Here is an 18791-nt window from a genome sequence, read left to right as displayed (position 1 = left end):
CATAAAGCTCGGCAGCTGCTGTGAGAGCTGATTCTCAGGGGTAAAAACAAAAAAAGCCCGCACATGGTGCAGGCTTTTTGTATTGTGGTAAGCGGTTTTTAGCTAAGTACCTTAAACAGCTTATCTGAAAGTCGTATCCTGAACGGAACAGTAAAGGTAACTTTGTCTCCTTTTACGGCAGTATCGCCTTCTTTTCCGTTAATAAACATTTTGTCTATAACCAGTTCCTGCTGACCTGTGGTTGGGCCCACTATCATAACCGTATCGCCTGTTTTAAGCTCCTGGTTCTCTATGGTAAACTGACCTATAGATGCTTTTGTAAAGAAGTGTTCCCCTTTACCCACAAGCACTTTTTTAACCTTTTTAACCGGTTTTGCCTTAGCAAGCGGTACGCTGGTAACTGCTTCACCCGTTTTTTTGTAAGTAAGCCTTTCCGATTTTCCTTTTTTGAATACCATGTTACCGTTCATGATACCGCGGCGAAGTGCTTTTTGCTCTTCTTCCGGAAGGTGTATAATATCCTGACAGGTCTCGCTACAGCAGTTTTCGCTGGCAGCTTTACAATCGTCACACTGAATGAACAGCAGGTGGCAGGCTTCGTTAGCACAGTTGGTGTGGTTGTCACACGGTTTGCCGCACTGGTGGCACTGCGAAACGATATCATCGGTAATTCGCTCACCAAGACGGTGGTCAAACACGAAGTTCTTACCTATAAACTTGCTGTCAAGTCCTTCTGCCTTTACCTGTCGTGTATATTCTATAATACCGCCCTCAAGCTGGTATACGTTTTTAAAACCTTTGTGCTTAAAAAAGGCACTCGCTTTTTCACAACGGATACCCCCTGTACAGTACATAAGCAGGTTTTTGTCTTCTTTATGGTTGGCTAACTGGTCTTCTATAATAGGTAACGATTCCCTAAACGTATCTACATCGGGCTTAATGGCGCCTACAAAATGGCCAATTTCGCTCTCGTAGTGGTTACGCATGTCTACCACAATGGTGTTAGGGTCTTCCAGCATTGAGTTAAACTCGTTTGCCTTAAGGTGTACCCCTTTATTGGTAACATCAAAAGTATCGTCGTTCAGTCCGTCGGCAACAATCTTGTTACGCACTTTAATGGTAAGCTTAAGGAACGAAAGGTCGTCCTGCTCTACCGCCACATTAAGCCTTATGCCTTTCATGAAAGGATAGGTTTCTATAAAGTCCTTAAACCCATAGAAATTATCGGCCGGTAGCGAAAGCTGGGCGTTAATACCTTCTTTTGCCACATATATCCTGCCTAAAACCTCAAGCGGGTTCCAGCCAAGAAATAATTCGTTTCTAAATTGTTGTGGATCTTGAATGTGCGCGTATGCGTAGAAAGACAGCGTAAGGCGCTGCTTGCCGGATTGCTCTATAAGCTCAGCTCTTTCTTCGGCGCTTAAAGTGTTGAACAGTTGCATGCTATACAAAAATTTAAGTTTCAGAAAGTTATTGTAAAAATATGTGCGGCTCTAAATGGAAGAACCGGCGGCAAAGATAGGGAAAATCAGTTAATTAGCAAATAGGGTTATTTTTACCAATGCTTTAGAATTTTTTCTGGTCTCTTTCGCAATACCAGTCTGGTTGGCAATCAGACACAATACACCCTCCGGGGAAATATTTGTCTTCCTCTTCTTCTTTCGTTTTTCTGTTTCCTATTACTAATCCATATATTATTGGTATAACTTTATCATTTTTTCCGCAAACGGGGCAGTTATGATCTTCAGTTTCCTTATAAGGACATGTTATTGCATATTTTAAATTCACATTTAATGCCTCTCCGCTCTTTAAGGTAACTTTATAGCGTACATCGGTTGGATATGATTTTGGCGAAAATTTTATAGTATATAATCCTTCAGGTAAATTTTTAAAGGTAAAGTTTAGATTTTCATCAGGTCTTATGGTGTCAGTTCTGTTTTCGTTAAATAATATTATTAATGTGTTTTGTTTTACCAGAGCTATATCATCATTGTTTTCGATGATTAATTTGCCCTGAATTTTTCCGGTTTGTGAAAATGCAGAAGTAAATAACAGAATTAGGAAAAAATAAAAACAGCTTTTCATGATAGTATTTTTATGATAAATTAAAGCTAACAAAAAGCAGGCCAAACAACATAAGAAAATTTTCTTATAAGATTTTTTTCTTATATCCTTGCTGCAACAAAAAAAAGCACTAATTTTACTGAAAATAAAAAAATAAACAATGAGCGGAGATAAAGAAGCCAAACTAAAGGCACTGCAGCTAACGCTGGACAAACTGGACAAAGCATATGGTAAAGGAACGGTAATGAAGCTGGGCGACCAGGCCGTTGAGGAGGTAGAGGCCATTCCTTCGGGATCGCTTGGTGTAGATCTTGCCCTTGGGGTAAACGGGTACCCGCGCGGAAGGATAATAGAGATTTATGGTCCGGAATCGTCAGGTAAAACAACCCTTACCCTTCATGCTATTGCCGAAGCGCAAAAAGCAGGTGGTATTGCCGCTTTTGTGGATGCCGAGCACGCTTTTGACCGCCATTATGCCGAAAAACTGGGTGTAGATGTAGAAAACCTTATCATCTCTCAGCCGGATAACGGTGAGCAGGCACTTGAAATTGCCGAAAACCTTATCCGTTCAGGAGCTATAGATATAGTGGTAATCGACTCGGTTGCCGCACTTACACCAAAAAGTGAGATTGAAGGAGAAATGGGTGACTCTAAAATGGGTCTTCATGCACGCCTTATGTCGCAGGCTTTACGTAAGCTTACGGCTACTATAAGCAAAACAAACTGTACGGTATTCTTTATCAACCAGCTTCGTGAAAAAATAGGTGTTATGTTTGGTAACCCTGAAACTACAACGGGTGGTAACGCACTTAAGTTCTACGCTTCGGTAAGGATAGACATCCGTCGTTCTTCACAAATCAAGGATGGTGAAAACGTACTGGGTAACCGTACTAAGGTAAAAATCGTTAAGAATAAGGTTGCACCTCCGTTCAAAACTGCCGAGTTCGACATTATGTATGGCGAAGGGGTAAGCAAAACAGGAGAGATACTTGATCTTGCGGTAGAGTTTGAAATAATTAAGAAATCGGGCTCATGGTTTAGCTACGGCGACACTAAACTGGGACAGGGAAGGGATGCTGTTAAATCTTTGATTAAAGACAACCCGGAACTGGCAGATGAGCTGGAAGAGAAAATAAAATTAGCAATAAAAGAAAGCATTGCTTAAACAAAATGTAAAAGCCCGAAATTATTCGGGTTTTTTTATTGCTAAACGCAACCTTTTGTGCATTTTAGCATCCTAATTGTATAATGAATATTGAAAAGGTTTTTATGAAAAAGCTGATTTTGTTTTTTGCTGCTTTATTTTTATTAACGTCCTGCTCTTTTGATGAGGACAATCCGCAGTTTCACGTGGCGTTTGTTCCTGTTGTTGGGGTAGAGATGCCCGAATACTTTGTGCACGGTGAAAACTATGAGATAAAAGTAAAGTACCAAAGGCCAACAGACTGTTATTTTTATGACGGGTTTCATTATGAGGAAAAAAACAATGCCCTGGTAATTGCGGTACAAACACTGGTTATTGAAGACTCCAACTGTGCATCCCTGGACGGGGTGGAGCCGGAAGAGGCTTCTTTTACTTTTGCCTGCAGCCCTACCTATGGCGGCTCGTCTTACCTGTTTAAGTTTTATACGGGGAAAAATGAAGACGGAACCAACTCATACATGGAGGTTGAGGTTCCTATTGCGCAGTAGTAATTTATAATACATAAAACCCTTGGGTCTTGAGCAGATAATACATGATTGTCAAAACAACAGTATTAAGGCGCAGGAGCAGCTTTACAGGCTATATGCCTCTAAGCTGTTTGCGGTATGCCTTAAATACTCGCGCAATTATGCCGATGCTCAGGATAATTTGCAGGACGGTTTTTTACTGATCTTTAAAAAAATAGACCAGTTCCGTTTTCAGGGCTCGTTTGAGGGCTGGGCAAAAAGGGTGATGGTTAACAACGTTCTTCAGAAATACAGGACACAGGGTGTTGTAGAACTGGTTAATGAGAACATTCCTGATGAGGAAGATACTATGGAAATTGAGGAAGACAACATTTCCATGGATTTTTTGCTTTCCATTATTCAGGAACTGCCCGACAGGTACAGGATGGTTTTTAACCTGTATGTAACCGACGGGTTTTCGCATAAGGAAATTGCAGAGATGCTTAATATAACAATAGGCACCTCTAAATCTAACCTTGCCAGGGCAAGGATAATATTGAAGGAGAAAATTGAAGCCCATAAGGGCAACACAAAAGTTCATTCGGCAAAATGAGTGAGAAAAAACACATAGACAGATTATTCCAGGAGAAGTTTAAGGACTTTGATGTGGCTCCACCGGAAAACCTGTGGCAAAACATTGAGGCAGAACTGCAAAAGGATAAAAAGAAACGCAGGGTTATTCCTATATGGTGGTATAGGGTAGGCGGCATTGCGGCACTATTTGTAATAGGGCTTATGCTTTCGTGGCCTATTATTAACGGTAACCATGATACAGTTACAGACCCGGCGGTGAATCCGGTAGTACAGGAGGATGCTGACACACAAAATTCAAACAGCAGTAATCAAAACGGTAACGGTGCTATTGTACCCGATACCGAAAGCGCCGTTACACAAGAAGACATTAATCAAACCGGTAATGCGGCTTCGCCTACTGAAAACGGAACAGCAACTTCGGGAGTGAATGCTAAATCAGGAAACCAAGGTTCTACGGTTATGGGTCCTGTAAAACAACAGGATGCCGTAGTGATGGGTGCAGGCAGTGATAAATCAGGCAAAACCACAGCCAAAACAAAATCGGGCAATAAAAATATTACCTCACCTGTAACTCAAGATAAATTACTTACTCAGCAAGAAAGGATTGCGCAAGGCAAAACCAATACTAAGAGTAAGGGTGATAATGCTTCTGGTAACGAAAATAGAAGCGGCATAACTACAGATGCAGATAAGTTAGACGTATTGCAACAGGAAAACAATCAGGGTGTGGCAAATAATAATGCCCCTGTAAATTCTGATAAGGCCAATATCCAGACAGATAACAAAACAACTGATGAAAACAACATACAGTTTAATGATGCTGAAAAGGAAAGTAAGCTTAATCAGTTAATAAATGGTAACGAATCGGAAGTTGCGGATGCTGAAACTACTGTAGACAGTGCTGTTGTGGAAGAGGAGAATGAACTTGAAAAAATACTTAGGGAAAAAGAAGAGGGAGAGAAAGATGAGGCTATTGCCGAGGCGGTTAAAAACTACAAGTGGAATGTTAAGCCTCAGGTGGCTCCGTTATTTTATAACTCAATGTCGCAGGGCTCTCCTATAGACGCGCAGTTTGCATCAAACAGTAAAAATTATGATGCCGATATGAGTTATGGTGTAGGGTTGGATTATGCCATAAACGATAAGATTTCAATACGTTCGGGTATCAACACGGTAAACCTTAGCTACTCTACTAACGATATTACTTATTATGCTTCGTTAGACGGGCAAACAAATAATATAGTATCGGCAGGCAGCAGGTCGGCTAATATAGTTATAGAGACTCAAAACGGAAACGGAGATATAGCAGGACTTACACCTACTTCCGGTACAGCACCGGTACTGTTTGCTTCCAATACTTTTGCCAACCAAAACTTTGAGGGGCAAATGGTACAGAAGATGGGGTATATAGAGGTACCGCTGGAAATGTCTTACAAGCTGCTGAATAAAAAGTTTGGTATAGAGCTTATAGGAGGTTTCAGTACGCTGTTCCTGAATGATAATAATATAAGCGTGGTTTCTAATCAGGGTTACAGTACTGAGGTGGGAGAAGCCGGAAACCTTAACGATGTGAACTTTAGTACCAACCTTGGTGTTGGATTTAAATATAGTTTCTGGAAATCATTTGAAGCTAACTTTGAGCCTACCTTTAAATATCAGGTAAATACCTTTAACGGAAGTTCGGGTAATTTCAGGCCATATTTTATAGGGCTTTACTCGGGTGTAAGCTTTAAATTCTAAATACTGTTTCTCAGAAGGGCCTTTATAAAAAGGCTCTTCGGGCATTTAGCAATTACAGACAAGTCTTCAATTAATGAGGTTTCCTCATCAAGGAACTTAAATACAGGGGATGCATTTCCCTTTTTGAACAGGGCAGCGAATATTTCACTGCCTTTTTCATTGGTGCGGTATAGTATATCCAGTAATAAGAGGTCGTAAAACCAAAAACGGTTGGTTTTGTAAAATTTCCTCAAATCATTCTCCCGCTCTAAAAAGCGGATAAGTTTTTCAGACTGTTTATCACTATTCTTAAAGGTGTATCCGGTTGAGGCTTTTGTCCATCCTCCGGCACTGCCTATATGCATTATGTTTTGGGTGTTGTTTTTCCAAAACGGATATACCGTCATGGGGATGCTGCCTTTCTCTTTATCTGCTATTTCATAGTCAGTAATTCCTAAACCTGTTATATAATCCTTAATGGCAGTATCATATTCTTCTTCTGCGAGAAGATGTTCTGAAAACAGTGTATATTCAATCAGGGCTTCGGTTGAAGAAACGGGTAGAACATACATAAAGCGGGTATTGCCTTTTTGAGGAATGCTGAAATCCATAAAGGTAGCTTTGCTGTTATCAAAAACAGGAGTATTGGTTTTAATAAACCAGCCCTTAAAGTGTTGTTGCAATACAGGATGTTTCCCTTTTTTAGGGATATCAGGATTGTATATGCTGTTAAACAGTTTATTACAAGTATAGTTTTCAGTTTCCGTTTTAACCAGGACATGGTTTTGTAGATCGGCAAAATCTATAACTTTCTGATTGGCAAATTCAATATTGGGATGCTGCTTCAGTTCGTCGAAAATAAAAGTGTAAAAGTCAATCCCGCTAACCATTTTGTACTGATAATCGCCAAAATCCAGTTCTTTTTTAAACGACTTGCCCGCAAACCACGCAGTGTTCCAGCTTTTGCTCACGATGTTGTCCCATTTGCCTTTGCCCTGTTCCCAAAAGCACCAGGTACGGTCGTTTGTGTTTTTAGGATTGCTGTCTATAAGCAAAACAGACTTATCGTTAAACCTGCCTGATAGTGCCATTTTATACACTGTCATTAAGGACGATAACCCTGCTCCTGTAAAAATATAATAGTAATGCTTCATAGACGGATAAACACAAAAGGCTTATAAGATAAATGTAAGCATTTATTCTTATAAGCCCGGTGATATGAGTAATTCTTATTACAGGTTCGTGCCTATTTTTACACCTACAAAAATGGTTCGCGGCCTTCCCGGGCCGTAAATGTAACTGGCATCCCTGTCTACGCCAAGGTCAAAATCCTTTTGGTAGGCATTAAAGATGTTTTGTATACCACCGCTAAGCTGTAACTCAAACTGATCCTGAAGCGTAAATGTGTACGATGATTTCCAGCTTACCTCAGTGAAGCCTTCTGTTTTTTCGAGTTCATCGTCGGCTATATATCCGGCATAATGAGGTACATACATACTGCCGGTATAGACAAGGGTAAGGTTGTTTTGAAACTCTTTTTTAGGAGCATAGGTAACTATCATGTTTCCGTAAAAGTTAGGCGAACGGAAAAAGTTCCTGTTTGTATTCTCCAGATTGTCGCTCCAGTCTACGGCTTCGCTGTATAAAGCTTTTTGAATTGTGGCTCCGGCCTGCATCTGCCATTTTTCGTTAGGGGCAAATTTTCCTTCAATATTAATACCATATACATCGGCACCTTTGCCGTTGCGTTTTTCCCAAAGCGTTTCTTCTACCTGCTCCAGTATAAACGGATTATTAAGGCAGGTGTAAAAAGCCTCTATTGTGGCTCCGGCTTCCAGGTGTTCGGTAGTTTTGCTCCAGTCGAGAGAAGTAAGGAAACTGTTTGAAGTTTCCGATTTCAGATTGTCAGACAGCCGTATTAGGCTAACTTCTCCCGCAGCGATACGGGCATGTATATCTTCCGAAAACACCTGTGGGGCACGGAAACCTTTAGCATAGCTTGTTCGCCATTGCAGGTTCTTTTTAATATCGTAAAGTATGTTTAGGCGGGGGTTAAAAACAACATCTTCCTGAGCTGCATTATGGAAATCGGCACGCAGTCCTCCCAGTAATTTTAGCCTTTGATTTACTTTCCATTCTTCCTGAGCATAAATTCCAAGTATGTTTAGCTGCTGGTTCACAAAGGCATTGTATCCGGGTTTACGGTCGGTCATTTCTTCCCTTTTGTATTCTGATCCTGCCGTAAACGTTCCCCTGCCACCCAAAAAGCTTTCCTGGTCATGTATCCATTGTGCGCCGGTTATATAGGTCGTTACTTCGGTATTTCCAAAGCCTCTTATGCTTTCTTCATAATCAATATTCCCAAATTCGTCATCGGCACGGCCACCATAAAAGTTCTCGTTTTTAGACTGCTGTGCATTGGCATATAGTGAATATTTATTGTTCATATCCTCATTAGAGAATTCGTAGGTAACACCACCTCCTGTCATTTTAGAGCGTATCTGTTCGGTAATGTCCGATTCAAAAGGCTGTAAGTCTAACTGGCTTCCCCCTCTCCTGAATTCATTAATGGTATGGAAGTCCAAGGTTAGTTTTCTCCTATTTTGGTAACGGTGAAAAGCCTTAAAGCCAAAGGTTCGGTTTTCCATTCTAGTAATCTCGGTAAATCCGTCACCGTTGGCATCATAGGGGTTTCTGTCACGTAACATACCAAAAACCTGCATGCCTAAAGTAAGATCTTCATTAAGAACCGTTCCGTTAAGTGTAAGTGCCTTATCGGGCTGCTTGCCGTCTATAAGGCCAAGATGGCTGTTTATCTCAAAATTGTTTTCAACAGGATCTTTAGTAATAATATTTATGGTTCCTGCAATAGCATTGGAACCGTATAAAGCCGACCCGCCCCCGCGCACAACCTCAATACGGTCAATCATGTTAGTGGGGATTTGATCAAGACCATATATTCCGTTGAGTGCAGAGAATACCGGGCGGCTGTCTAAAAGTATTTGTGAATAGGCCCCGTCAAGCCCGTTCATACGTACCTGACTGAAACCGCAGTTTTGGCAATTGGTTTCCATCCGTAAACCGGGCTGAAAATTAAGCCCTTCCGAAAGGCTTAACGATTCTGTTTTTTGCAGTATTGCCGAATTGGTTACCGTAACAATAACAGGGGCTTCCTGTCTCCTTTCCTGACTGCGGCTGGCAGTAATAACAACCTGATCCAGATTTAGGGAAGAGGTTTCCAGTTCTATATTAAGCAGGCTTTCATTGTTTGCAGTTATGCTTACTGTTCTTTCTTTTGTTCTATATCCTATAGCCGATGCTGTAAGGGTATAGTTTCCTGCCGGTAGCTTAATACTGTAGTTTCCGTTCTCATCGCCAGAGATACCATTGCCGGTTTCCCTTATATGTATACTCGCATATGGTAGAGGGTTTCCGTTATCGGTTATTTGCCCTTTTACTGTCCCTGTGGTTTGTGTAGTTGCTATGCCTGGTGTTTTGTTGATAGTAGGCACAGTAATATTTTCCTCCTGAGACCATGAGAGGAAGAAGGACAATATTAAGGAAGAGTAAATTATTTTTTTCATTTAGCAAATTATATTTTTAGACAAAACTAAAAATGTTTTTCAACATAACAAATTAATTATTTATATTTGTTTAATAATTAATATTATAATGACGTATTCTGAGGAGAATTACCTTAAGGTTATCTATCATCTTTCTATAGGCAACACTAAAGGAATTACTACAAATGCAATTGCAAACGAAATGGACAGTAAGCCATCATCGGTAACCGATATGGTAAAGAAGCTGGCCGAAAAAGACCTGGTTATCTATAAAAAATATCAGGGTGTTTCCTTAACCGATAAAGGGAGGCAACATGCCGTAATGATAGTGCGCAAGCACCGCCTGTGGGAAGTTTTTCTGGTAGAAAAACTTGACTTTTCATGGGACGAAGTACATGATGTTGCCGAACAGCTGGAACACATAAAATCGGAAAAACTGACCGATAAACTGGATGAGTTTCTTGATTTCCCAACGGAAGACCCACATGGCGACCCAATACCGGATAGGGAAGGTAAAATAGCCAAAGTGGAGAAACAGCTGCTTAGTGAAACCGAACTGCATCAAAAGGTAATATGTGTTGGGGTTAAGGACAGTTCCGCATCTTTCCTTCAGTATCTGGACAAACAGCAAATTGCTTTGGGTTCTTCTATAGAAATAGTATCCCGCGAACATTTTGATCAATCCCTTACCCTAAAGGTTAACGACAGGCAGTTAAGCGTTTCTTATAAGATCGCTGCCAACCTTTTTGTGAAAACCGTGTAGTATGAATACAAAAAACAGCCATTCCCTTGAAGAGGTACATGAGTCGGTAAATATTGTACAGAATACCTCTGTATGGAAAAAGATACTTGCCTTTTTCGGACCTGCCTATATGATAAGCGTGGGTTATATGGACCCGGGTAACTGGGCAACCGATCTTGCCGGGGGTAGCCAGTTTGGCTATAAGCTGTTGTGGGTACTGCTAATGTCTAATATTATGGCACTGTTGCTGCAAAGCCTTAGCGCCAGATTGGGAATTGTAAGCAGACGCGATTTGGCTCAGGCATCGCGTGAAACCTATCCTAAAGGTGTTAACTACATTTTATACGGACTGGCAGAAATTGCCATTGCAGCCTGCGACCTTGCCGAGGTTTTAGGTATGGCAATAGGTTTACAACTCTTGTTTGACATTCCTTTACTTTGGGGTGTGAGCATTACTATGCTGGATACCTTCCTGCTTTTGTTCCTGCTAAATAAAGGGATAAAAAAGATGGAAGCCTTTATAATAGCCCTTATCGCGATAATAGGATTTTCTTTCCTTGCCGAAATGTTTTTTGCAAAACCACAGATGGGCGAGGTAGTAAAAGGACTGGTGCCCGAAATCCCTAACGGTGCAGCATTGTATATTGCCATAGGTATTATTGGGGCAACGGTTATGCCACATAACTTATACCTGCATTCATCGCTTGTACAAACCCGAAAGTTTGACCGAACCTTTAAAGGCATTAAGCAGGCTATTCGCTATAACTTTGTAGATTCGCTTATAGCTTTAAATCTTGCCTTTTTTGTAAATGCCGCTATACTTATATTGGCTGCCGCCACATTTTTTAATAATGGTATGCACGAGGTGGCCGACATACAGGATGCCCATCAATTATTGGCTCCGCTGTTGGGTACCGATTGGGCCTCGGTATTGTTCGCCCTCGCACTTATTGCAGCCGGGCAAAGCTCTACCATTACCGGCACGCTTGCCGGACAAATTGTTATGGAAGGCTACCTTAGCCTGAGGATACAGCCTTGGGTAAGGCGTATTGTAACCCGATTACTGGCTATAGTGCCCGCCTTTATTGCTATTGTATATTTAGGGGAAGATGCCACGGGAGAATTACTTTTACTCAGTCAGGTAATTTTGAGCCTTCAGTTAGGTTTTGCTATTATTCCGCTGATACACTTTGTGAGCGATAAGGAAAAGATGAATGAGTTTGCGATTGGCACAATTACCAAAATTGCTTCGTGGGCTATAGCGCTCGTTATTGTGGCACTTAATGCCAAACTGGTATTTGATGAAATAAGAGGTTGGGTAGCTACTTCAGAAAATCCTGTGTATATATGGGTGTTTGTGGTGCCGCTTGCAGTAGGTGCGTCTGCACTATTGCTGTATATTATCTTTAGGCCGCTTATTCATAAAAAGCACAAACAGGAAAAACTGGTACCGCATATTGATGAGATTATCGTTAACGACCAAAATGGCATTAAGGAATACAGGAAGATTGCCCTGGCACTCGATTTTTCCAAAACCGATACCCGTGCCATATCCAGTGCTTTGCAAATGGGAGGTAAGGAAGCCGAATATACCCTTATTCATATTGTGGAAACGGTAGGCGCTATGATGTATGGCGACCAAGCTCACGATTATGAAACATCCAGCGATAAGGATTACCTTAAGGCCTATAAAAAGAGCCTGGAACAAAAAGGTTATAAGGTAGCTACACAACTAAGTTTTGGCAGTCCTAAAAAACAGATTCCGGCCATAATAAATAAGGAAGGGGGCAACTATGATATCCTTATTCTAGGAGCACACGGACATAACTGGCTTAAGGATCTTATTTTTGGTACCACCGTAGATGCCGTTAGGCATAAGGTTGATATACCTGTACTTATCATTAAGGACTAAAAATTCATGTGAACTTTTTAACAAAGTAAACTTGGACTTTTCAGCAAAGTAAAAAGCTGAAAAGCGGCAGAACTTTGTTAAAAATTAAGACATGAAAACAATAGACACCATTTATGTAAACGGAGCGTTTATAAAACCGCACGGAACAGAAGTTTTCGATTTAATTAGTCCGACAGATAACGGAATTATCGGCAAAGTTATCCTTGGTGACGAAACCGATACCCAACTGGCTGTTGCAGCAGCCAAAGAAGCATTTAAAACCTTTTCTCAAACTACAAAGGAGGAGCGCATTGCTTATCTGCAAAAGCTTTACGATGTTGTAAAGCAAAGAGAAAGCGAACTTATAGAGGTAATGGTAAAGGAGTATGGCGGCACACTGCACTTTTGTACCATGAGTGTTCAAAATGCACTTTCCGGATTTACCTCTGCAATAGAAGTATTAAAAACATTCGAATTCCAAAAGATTGTAGGCAAATCAAAAGTTATGTTGCAGCCATTGGGCGTGGTAGGTATCATAACCCCGTGGAACGCAAGTAACGGTTTTATATGCAGCAAGCTGGCTATGGCCATAGCTTCGGGCAGTACGACAGTGATAAAACCAAGTGAAATGAGTGCGCTTCAAACACAGTTATTGCTGGAGTGTTTTCATGAAGCCGCGTTGCCAAAAGGAGTATTTAATATTGTAAACGGCCGTGGTGACGTGGTAGGGGCAACTTTGGTTAACCATAGAGATGTGGCAAAAATATCTTTTACGGGTTCTACTGCTGTTGGTAAGTTTATAGCACGTAGTGCTGTGGATACCATGAAACGGGTAACACTGGAACTGGGAGGTAAATCGCCTAATATTATTCTTGATGATGCTAACCTTGATGATGCTATACCTATGGCAGTTTCGGCAGCCTATATGAACAGTGGGCAGGCCTGTATTGCAGGGACGCGTTTATTGGTTCATGAAAGCAAGATAGCCGAAGTTAAGGAGCTTCTTAAGGAAACCGTAGAGCAGGTAAAGGTAGGCAACCCCGCTGATGCCACTACAGTAGTAGGCCCGATGGTAAACCAAAAACAATATAACAGGGTACAGGAATATATACAATTGGGTCTGGAAGAAGGAGCTGAACTGCTAATGGGTGGTCCCGGTAAACCGGAAGGCCTTGAGGCAGGAAACTTTGTTAAGCCTACTGTTTTTGTAAATGTTACTAACGATATGCGTATTGCCCGTGAGGAAATATTTGGCCCGGTACTTTCTGTTATTACCTATAAAACCGAGGAAGAGGCTATCGAAATTGCTAACGATACGGATTACGGCCTACAGGCCTATGTAAGCTCATCGGATGTGATGAGGGCAAAACGTGTGGCTTCGCAAATTATAGCAGGCAGGATACTTATTAACGGACTTTACCATGACCCGCTTGCTCCTTTTGGAGGGTTCAAGCAATCTGGTATAGGAAGGGAAATGGGAGTGTATGGCCTTGAAGAATATGTTGAGCCAAAAACTATTTTAGTATAATTGTTTGATTAAAAGCAGCAGTACTATACCTGCTGCTTTTTACGTATCTTTAAATATTATGGAAAAAACAGTATTCCCTTCTATAAAATTTTCATGTTATTTTACCGAATCCCGACAGGGCGAACACTTTATAAGTGATCATGTGCTTGGATATGTGGAATCGGGCAGCACTACTTTTAACGACGGTAACAACTCAGTAACCATGGAGGCGGGGCAGCTTTACTTTTGCCGCCGCAACCAGCTGCTTAAATATGTAAAAACACCACCGCAGGGAGGAGAGTTCCGTTCGGTTTCCGTTACATTTTCTCAGGAAATATTAAAGAATTTCAGTCTTAAGTATGGCTATGAAAGTGAAAGGAAATCATCGGGGAATTCCTGTCTTGTTTTGGATAACAATTCGGTGCTTGCCAATTATATGAATTCGCTAAGGGAGTATGAGCCGGTATTAAAATACCCAGGCTCGCCTTTATTGCCTGTTAAACAGGAAGAGGCAATTTTGCTCTTGCTTAAATTATGCCCTGAAATTAAGGATGTATTGTTTGATTTTACCGATCCCGGAAAGATAGATCTTGAGGCCTTTATGGAGCAAAACTATCACTTTAATGTGGGTGTTAACCGTTTTGCCTATTTAACTGGAAGAAGCCTTTCGGGGTTTAAAAGGGATTTTGAAAAAGTTTTCAGTATCTCACCAGGCAAGTGGCTTGTACAGCGCAGGCTACAGGAAGCCTATTATTTACTTACCGAAAAGAAAATGACAGTATCGGATATTTATCCCGAAGTGGGTTTTGAAGACATGTCACACTTTTCCTATGCCTTTAAAAAAAGGTACGGAACGGCACCAACTAAAATTTAGTGACAGCCGCAGTCGTCACTGCCGCAGCCTGATTTTTTTTTCTTTTTAAAAAAGAATTTCTTTACCAGAAAAGCTGCTGCTCCGGCTACAAGTATGTATACTATTATTTCCTGTATATCCATAATTATAAATAAATGCCTCCTCCTAAGGTCGCAAAATTGTAATTAGGGGTTGCAATATCAAGGTGTTCAAAGCCCACACTTATAAAATAGTTCTTTCTGTGAAAACGTCCTTCTATCTCAAAGGCATTAACGGGCTTTTCGTTTATAAAGGACCATTTTGCTCCTGCTAAAAAGCTGATATTCCTTTTGCAGAAGTATTCGGCATTGGCGCCAAATGAAAAGCCAAACTTATTTACATCGTTGGCAATGTAAGATGCACCCAGTGTCCACCCTAAATTAAAACGCTTTAAACGTATTCTGTCGTACCCGAGGTTAAAATAGAATAACGAAAGATTATCGGAACTGTGTTCCTGAAACTCAAATAACTGATAGTAATCAGCTTTTATATAAAGGTACTGAAAAGGACTTAGTTTAGCTTCAAGATGGTTGCCAAAAAGGTTACCATTATTATAGAGAAACTTGTCCTTAACATCAAACCTGAAATTATTTATATTGCCGTTTTCCTGAAAAAAAGGATCAAAATAGTTACCATGCTCAGGAATGTAGTAAGGATATTCCGTAAGTTCATGATGAAGATGGTTTTCTATACCATAGTGACCTACTGTTGCCATTCCAACTGTAAATAAAGCAATCTTTCCTAAAAGCTCTAATAAAATGGAACCATCGCCACCACTACTGCTGCTTCCTGATGAAGAAGAGGAAGACTGAGAGACAGGTGTAACTGTATTTATGTCTTTTTGGTTTAGCTCATTTTTCGATTTGTCCAGCTTATTTTGCGAGTAAGCTCCCGTAGTAATTATTAAACTGCAACAAATGGCAAAAACTGTTCTTTTCATTATTTTAATAACTGGTAGGCGATTAGCGAGACAATATAAGCAAAAGTACTCATACCAAACAGCTGAATAAGCGGCCATTTCCAGGAATTTGTTTCTTTTTTGGTTATAGCCAGCGTACTGATGCACTGCATGGCAAAAGCATAAAAAAGTAATAGTGAAATACCGGTGGCAAAATTAAATACCTTTTTACCCGTTACCGGATTGATATCAGCACCCATACGTTGTTTTATGGTGGCATCGTCGTCACTGCTGCCTATGTTGTAAATGGTAGCCAGTGTTCCTACAAATACCTCTCTTGCTGCAAAAGAAGACACAATTGCTATGCCAATTTTCCAATCGTAACCCAAAGGCCTTATGGCAGGTTCTATACTTTTACCTATAATACCTATATAAGAATTTTCTAACTGATAACCTGCAATTTCATTGTCTAACTCCTGCTGAGTTAGTGAAAGAGATTGTGGTTGTTGCCTTACATGAGCTTCAGCATTTTTAAAGCCATCGCCCGGGCCGTGAGATCCTAAAAACCAAATGATAATGGAAAGTGCAAGGATTATTTTACCGGCACCAAATACAAAGGCTTTGGTTTTTTCTACCACATTAATTCCCACATTCTTAAACATAGGGAGTTTGTAGTTAGGCATCTCTGCCACAAAAAAGCTTTTAAAACGCACCTTTAATATAAGGTTGAGTATATATGCGGCAAGTATGGCACCTGCAAAACCTAAAAGGTAAAGCAGCATTAGCGTTAATCCCTGAAGGTTAAAAACACCCAACACCATCCTGTTAGGGATAATAAGGGAAATAAGTATGGTGTATACCGGTAACCTTGCCGAACAGGTTGTAAAAGGGGTAACCAAAATGGTGATAAGTCTTTCACGCCAGTTCTCAATGTTTCTTGCAGCCATAATAGCCGGAATCGCACAGGCCGTACCTGATATTAACGGAACAATACTTTTTCCGCTAAGGCCAAAGCGTTTCATTATCTTATCCATCAGGAAAACCACACGGCTCATATAACCGCTTTCTTCCAAAAGGGAAATGAACAGGAACAGGAAGGCAATTTGCGGAATAAATATTACCACACCGCCTATACCCGGTATAATACCATCGGCAACAAGTTCTGTAAGTTTTCCCGGAGGAAGGGTTTTAGAGGTCCATGAGCTTAACCAGGTAAAGCTTCGGTCTATAAAGTCCATCGGAATTTCTGACCATGCAAATATCGACTGGAATATGAGCATGAGGATACAGAAAAATATAACGTAACCAAACACCTTGTGTGTAAGTACCCTGTCCAGCTTTGCCCTTAGGTCTTTAGCCTTAGAGGAGTCTATTGTCTGTCCCTGTTTAAGCACATCGTTTATAAACTGATAGCGCTTAATAGTTTCTTTTTGCTGTAATCGCTTAAGCTCAGATTTTGATTTTGTAAACGAGCTGTTTTGTATTTCGTTTCTTTCCAGTGCACCAAAGTTAACGTCCTGGGTAATTACCAGCCATAACTTATACAGCAACTGGTTAGGGAAAGCGTTTCGTAGCTTATTAAAATATTCAGGATCTATACCCGATGCATTAAGGCATGGTTCGGTAGAAAGGGACTCATAGTTTACTATAAGTTTTTTCAGTCCGTCAATACCAGTTCCCTTTCTTGAACTTACAAGAGCAATCTTTGTATTTAGTCTTTGTTCAAGATGAGGTACATCAAGTGTAATACCTTTGCGTTCCATCCTGTCGGCCATGTTTATAACCAGTATGGTAGGAATTTCAAGGTCTTTAATCTGGGTAAAGAGCAGCAGGTTTCGCTTTAGGTTTTCCACATCGGTAACCACTACGGCAACATCAGGAAAATCTTTATCATTACGGTTAAGAAGCAGTTCTATAACAACATTCTCATCCATAGAGCTGGCATTAAGGCTGTATGTGCCCGGAAGGTCTATAATGGTGCCTTTTATATTGCCCGGCAGCTTTACTGAACCCTGCTTTCGCTCAACAGTAATTCCCGGGTAGTTACCTACCTGTTGATTAAGACCTGTTAGCTGATTAAAAACAGATGTTTTTCCGGTATTTGGATTGCCAATTAAGGCTATCTTTAGATTTTGGGCTGCCATTAAATCGTTTCAATTATTTCAACATCAATTTCTTCGGCAGTTTCCAGCCTTATGGCTACATGGCTGTCGTTTACATTAATGTAGATTGGATCCCCCAGGGGGGCAACTTGTAAAAGTTCCACAAAATTGCCGGGAAGGCACCCCATTTCAAGTAATTTTAACGGGATGGCATCAATATTAAAATCGGTAATGATGGCCTTTTGTCCTTTTTTTAGCCCTGCAAGTGAAGTTTTCAAAGCTTATTTAGAATAAATTAAGACTGCAAAATTATGAATTAATATTCAATTAGCATCACTTTTCGTGCTCGCAAAGCCAATTAATATCTTCCAGCAGTTGTTTAACATTTTTTTCGCCTTCCACTTGCTGGTCTAAGTTGGTTCCGTTATAAAAACCACGAATCCTTCCTTTCTGGTCTACCAGTATAAAGTTTTCGGTGTGTACCATATCATACAGTTCATCTGAAGTGGTGGTTTTTACTGCCAGGTACGATTTTCGGGCTATGTAATAAATGTCTTTTTTATTACCTGTTACAAGGTTCCATCTGCCATTTTCTATAACCCCTTTCTTTTCGGCATAATCCTTTAGAACTTCAGGGCTGTCAATATCCGGAGTAACCGAATGTGATAACAGCATAACATTAGGGTTGTCTTTAATTTTGTCCTGTAACCATACCATATTATCTGTCATTATTGGGCAAATAGTAGGGCAGGTAGTGAAAAAGAAGTCGGCAACATATACTTTACCCTCATAGTCCTTTTGAGTAATGGTATCTCCATTTTGGTTAACAAATGCAAAGTCTGCAATTTTATGGTCTCGGGCAACGTATTGTATGGTAGTGTCAACAAGTTCCGGATTTACATCGGACGGATTGTAAACCTGAAGCCTTTTTTGAGGCTTTAATGCCGAGTAAAATAATACCAGTATTATTGCTGAGAGTATAAAGAATACAATGAAAAAAGTCCTGTATTTTTTAAAGAATGAAAGCATGTATGGATATATTTTTCACAAAACTACAAAACAGTATGCTATTACGACTTGTTTATTAGGAGTTATGCATTGTTAAATTGCCGAAAACGATATATTTAACAGATTTAAGCAATGCTATTTATGTTAACTTTATATTTTTG

The 18791-nt window shown here is 40.4% G+C and carries 17 protein-coding genes; 8 read left to right on the top strand and 9 right to left on the bottom strand.

Annotated elements, in window-relative coordinates; translation table 11 throughout:
• Positions 1–98: 98 nt before the first annotated feature.
• Together NU09_RS06640 and NU09_RS06635 are read right to left on the bottom strand one after the other, a co-directional pair.
• A complete protein-coding gene (locus NU09_RS06640) occupies positions 99–1442 on the bottom strand; it encodes a rhodanese-related sulfurtransferase (protein ID WP_129750491.1) in 1344 nt (447 codons plus the stop codon).
• A 124-nt stretch (positions 1443–1566) separates the two neighbouring features.
• The gene (locus NU09_RS06635; protein ID WP_129750490.1) at positions 1567–2085 is read right to left on the bottom strand and encodes a hypothetical protein; all 519 of its coding nucleotides are present in this window, start codon (positions 2083–2085) and stop codon (positions 1567–1569) included.
• A 139-nt stretch (positions 2086–2224) separates the two neighbouring features.
• On the opposite strand from NU09_RS06635, the gene recA reads away from it, so the two are divergent.
• The 4 genes from recA (at position 2225) to NU09_RS06615 (ending at position 6048) form a co-directional block, all read left to right on the top strand.
• Complete coding sequence (recA, locus tag NU09_RS06630) at positions 2225–3229, top strand: recombinase RecA (protein WP_129750489.1); 1005 nt, start codon at positions 2225–2227, stop codon at positions 3227–3229.
• Positions 3230–3333: 104 nt separating this feature from the next.
• Positions 3334–3756: a membrane lipoprotein lipid attachment site-containing protein gene (locus tag NU09_RS06625; RefSeq protein ID WP_129750488.1), complete on the top strand. Its 423-nt coding sequence runs from the start codon at positions 3334–3336 to the stop codon at positions 3754–3756.
• Between the two features lie 22 nt (positions 3757–3778).
• A complete protein-coding gene (locus NU09_RS06620; protein WP_129750487.1) occupies positions 3779–4327 on the top strand; it encodes an RNA polymerase sigma factor in 549 nt (182 codons plus the stop codon).
• Positions 4324–6048, top strand: coding sequence for a hypothetical protein (locus tag NU09_RS06615; RefSeq protein ID WP_129750486.1), 1725 nt, complete (start codon positions 4324–4326; stop codon positions 6046–6048). Before NU09_RS06620 ends, NU09_RS06615 begins: the two co-directional genes overlap by 4 nt.
• On the opposite strand, the gene NU09_RS06610 is transcribed toward NU09_RS06615, so the two are convergent.
• Both NU09_RS06610 and NU09_RS06605 read right to left on the bottom strand, forming a co-directional pair.
• Complete coding sequence (locus NU09_RS06610; RefSeq protein WP_129750485.1) at positions 6045–7181, bottom strand: lycopene cyclase family protein; 1137 nt, start codon at positions 7179–7181, stop codon at positions 6045–6047. The two genes, NU09_RS06615 and NU09_RS06610, sit on opposite strands and share 4 nt — an antisense overlap.
• A 78-nt stretch (positions 7182–7259) precedes the next feature.
• Positions 7260–9611 carry a TonB-dependent receptor gene (locus NU09_RS06605; RefSeq protein ID WP_129750484.1) on the bottom strand — a complete coding sequence of 784 codons (2352 nt, stop codon included), beginning with the start codon at positions 9609–9611 and terminating at the stop codon, positions 7260–7262.
• Between the two features lie 88 nt (positions 9612–9699).
• Between NU09_RS06605 and NU09_RS06600 the strand changes: the two genes are divergently transcribed.
• From NU09_RS06600 to NU09_RS06585, 4 genes are all read left to right on the top strand, one after another.
• Positions 9700–10353, top strand: a complete 654-nt coding sequence (locus tag NU09_RS06600; RefSeq protein WP_129750483.1) for a metal-dependent transcriptional regulator — start codon at positions 9700–9702, stop codon at positions 10351–10353.
• 1 nt (position 10354) lies between these two features.
• Positions 10355–12244 carry an Nramp family divalent metal transporter gene (locus NU09_RS06595; RefSeq protein ID WP_129750482.1) on the top strand — a complete coding sequence of 630 codons (1890 nt, stop codon included), beginning with the start codon at positions 10355–10357 and terminating at the stop codon, positions 12242–12244.
• A gap of 91 nt (positions 12245–12335) precedes the next feature.
• Entirely contained in the window at positions 12336–13751 is a 1416-nt protein-coding gene (locus NU09_RS06590) for an aldehyde dehydrogenase family protein (protein ID WP_129750481.1), read from the top strand.
• A gap of 58 nt (positions 13752–13809) precedes the next feature.
• Positions 13810–14604, top strand: a complete 795-nt coding sequence (locus NU09_RS06585) for a helix-turn-helix domain-containing protein (protein ID WP_129750480.1) — start codon at positions 13810–13812, stop codon at positions 14602–14604.
• Here the strand turns inward: NU09_RS06585 and NU09_RS06580 are convergent.
• From NU09_RS06580 to NU09_RS06560, 5 genes are read right to left on the bottom strand one after another with little or no spacing between them, the layout of a single operon-like run.
• Complete coding sequence (locus tag NU09_RS06580) at positions 14601–14726, bottom strand: FeoB-associated Cys-rich membrane protein (RefSeq protein WP_129750479.1); 126 nt, start codon at positions 14724–14726, stop codon at positions 14601–14603. The genes NU09_RS06585 and NU09_RS06580 overlap by 4 nt on opposite strands.
• A 2-nt stretch (positions 14727–14728) precedes the next feature.
• Positions 14729–15562: a hypothetical protein gene (locus NU09_RS06575; protein ID WP_129750478.1), complete on the bottom strand. Its 834-nt coding sequence runs from the start codon at positions 15560–15562 to the stop codon at positions 14729–14731.
• Positions 15562–17664: a ferrous iron transport protein B gene (gene feoB, locus NU09_RS06570; protein ID WP_129750477.1), complete on the bottom strand. Its 2103-nt coding sequence runs from the start codon at positions 17662–17664 to the stop codon at positions 15562–15564. Before feoB ends, NU09_RS06575 begins: the two co-directional genes overlap by 1 nt.
• Positions 17664–17900 carry a ferrous iron transport protein A gene (locus NU09_RS06565; protein ID WP_129750476.1) on the bottom strand — a complete coding sequence of 79 codons (237 nt, stop codon included), beginning with the start codon at positions 17898–17900 and terminating at the stop codon, positions 17664–17666. The genes feoB and NU09_RS06565 overlap by 1 nt, the downstream gene beginning before the upstream one ends.
• 55 nt (positions 17901–17955) lie before the next feature.
• Complete coding sequence (locus tag NU09_RS06560) at positions 17956–18651, bottom strand: SCO family protein (protein ID WP_129750475.1); 696 nt, start codon at positions 18649–18651, stop codon at positions 17956–17958.
• Positions 18652–18791 lie beyond the last annotated feature (140 nt).

Source organism: Flavobacterium beibuense, assembly GCF_004151245.1.
In the GTDB taxonomy this organism is placed as follows: domain Bacteria; phylum Bacteroidota; class Bacteroidia; order Flavobacteriales; family Flavobacteriaceae; genus Flavobacterium; species Flavobacterium beibuense_A.
Note: the sequence above shows the minus strand (reverse complement) of the source record. Positions and strands in the feature narration are given on the sequence as shown.

What these genes read in the sequence shown, in the direction of transcription:
- recA (WP_129750489.1), top strand. Translation starts at nt 2,225, where the DNA reads ATGAGCGGAGATAAAGAAGCCAAACTAAAGGCACTGCAGCTAACGCTG.
- NU09_RS06605 (WP_129750484.1), bottom strand. Translation starts at nt 9,611, where the DNA reads ATGAAAAAAATAATTTACTCTTCCTTAATATTGTCCTTCTTCCTCTCA.
- NU09_RS06585 (WP_129750480.1), top strand. Translation starts at nt 13,810, where the DNA reads ATGGAAAAAACAGTATTCCCTTCTATAAAATTTTCATGTTATTTTACC.
- NU09_RS06575 (WP_129750478.1), bottom strand. Translation starts at nt 15,562, where the DNA reads ATGAAAAGAACAGTTTTTGCCATTTGTTGCAGTTTAATAATTACTACG.
- feoB (WP_129750477.1), bottom strand. Translation starts at nt 17,664, where the DNA reads ATGGCAGCCCAAAATCTAAAGATAGCCTTAATTGGCAATCCAAATACC.
- NU09_RS06590 (WP_129750481.1), top strand. Translation starts at nt 12,336, where the DNA reads ATGAAAACAATAGACACCATTTATGTAAACGGAGCGTTTATAAAACCG.
- NU09_RS06580 (WP_129750479.1), bottom strand. Translation starts at nt 14,726, where the DNA reads ATGGATATACAGGAAATAATAGTATACATACTTGTAGCCGGAGCAGCA.
- NU09_RS06560 (WP_129750475.1), bottom strand. Translation starts at nt 18,651, where the DNA reads ATGCTTTCATTCTTTAAAAAATACAGGACTTTTTTCATTGTATTCTTT.
- NU09_RS06615 (WP_129750486.1), top strand. Translation starts at nt 4,324, where the DNA reads ATGAGTGAGAAAAAACACATAGACAGATTATTCCAGGAGAAGTTTAAG.
- NU09_RS06640 (WP_129750491.1), bottom strand. Translation starts at nt 1,442, where the DNA reads ATGCAACTGTTCAACACTTTAAGCGCCGAAGAAAGAGCTGAGCTTATA.
- NU09_RS06625 (WP_129750488.1), top strand. Translation starts at nt 3,334, where the DNA reads ATGAAAAAGCTGATTTTGTTTTTTGCTGCTTTATTTTTATTAACGTCC.
- NU09_RS06610 (WP_129750485.1), bottom strand. Translation starts at nt 7,181, where the DNA reads ATGAAGCATTACTATTATATTTTTACAGGAGCAGGGTTATCGTCCTTA.
- NU09_RS06600 (WP_129750483.1), top strand. Translation starts at nt 9,700, where the DNA reads ATGACGTATTCTGAGGAGAATTACCTTAAGGTTATCTATCATCTTTCT.
- NU09_RS06595 (WP_129750482.1), top strand. Translation starts at nt 10,355, where the DNA reads ATGAATACAAAAAACAGCCATTCCCTTGAAGAGGTACATGAGTCGGTA.
- NU09_RS06635 (WP_129750490.1), bottom strand. Translation starts at nt 2,085, where the DNA reads ATGAAAAGCTGTTTTTATTTTTTCCTAATTCTGTTATTTACTTCTGCA.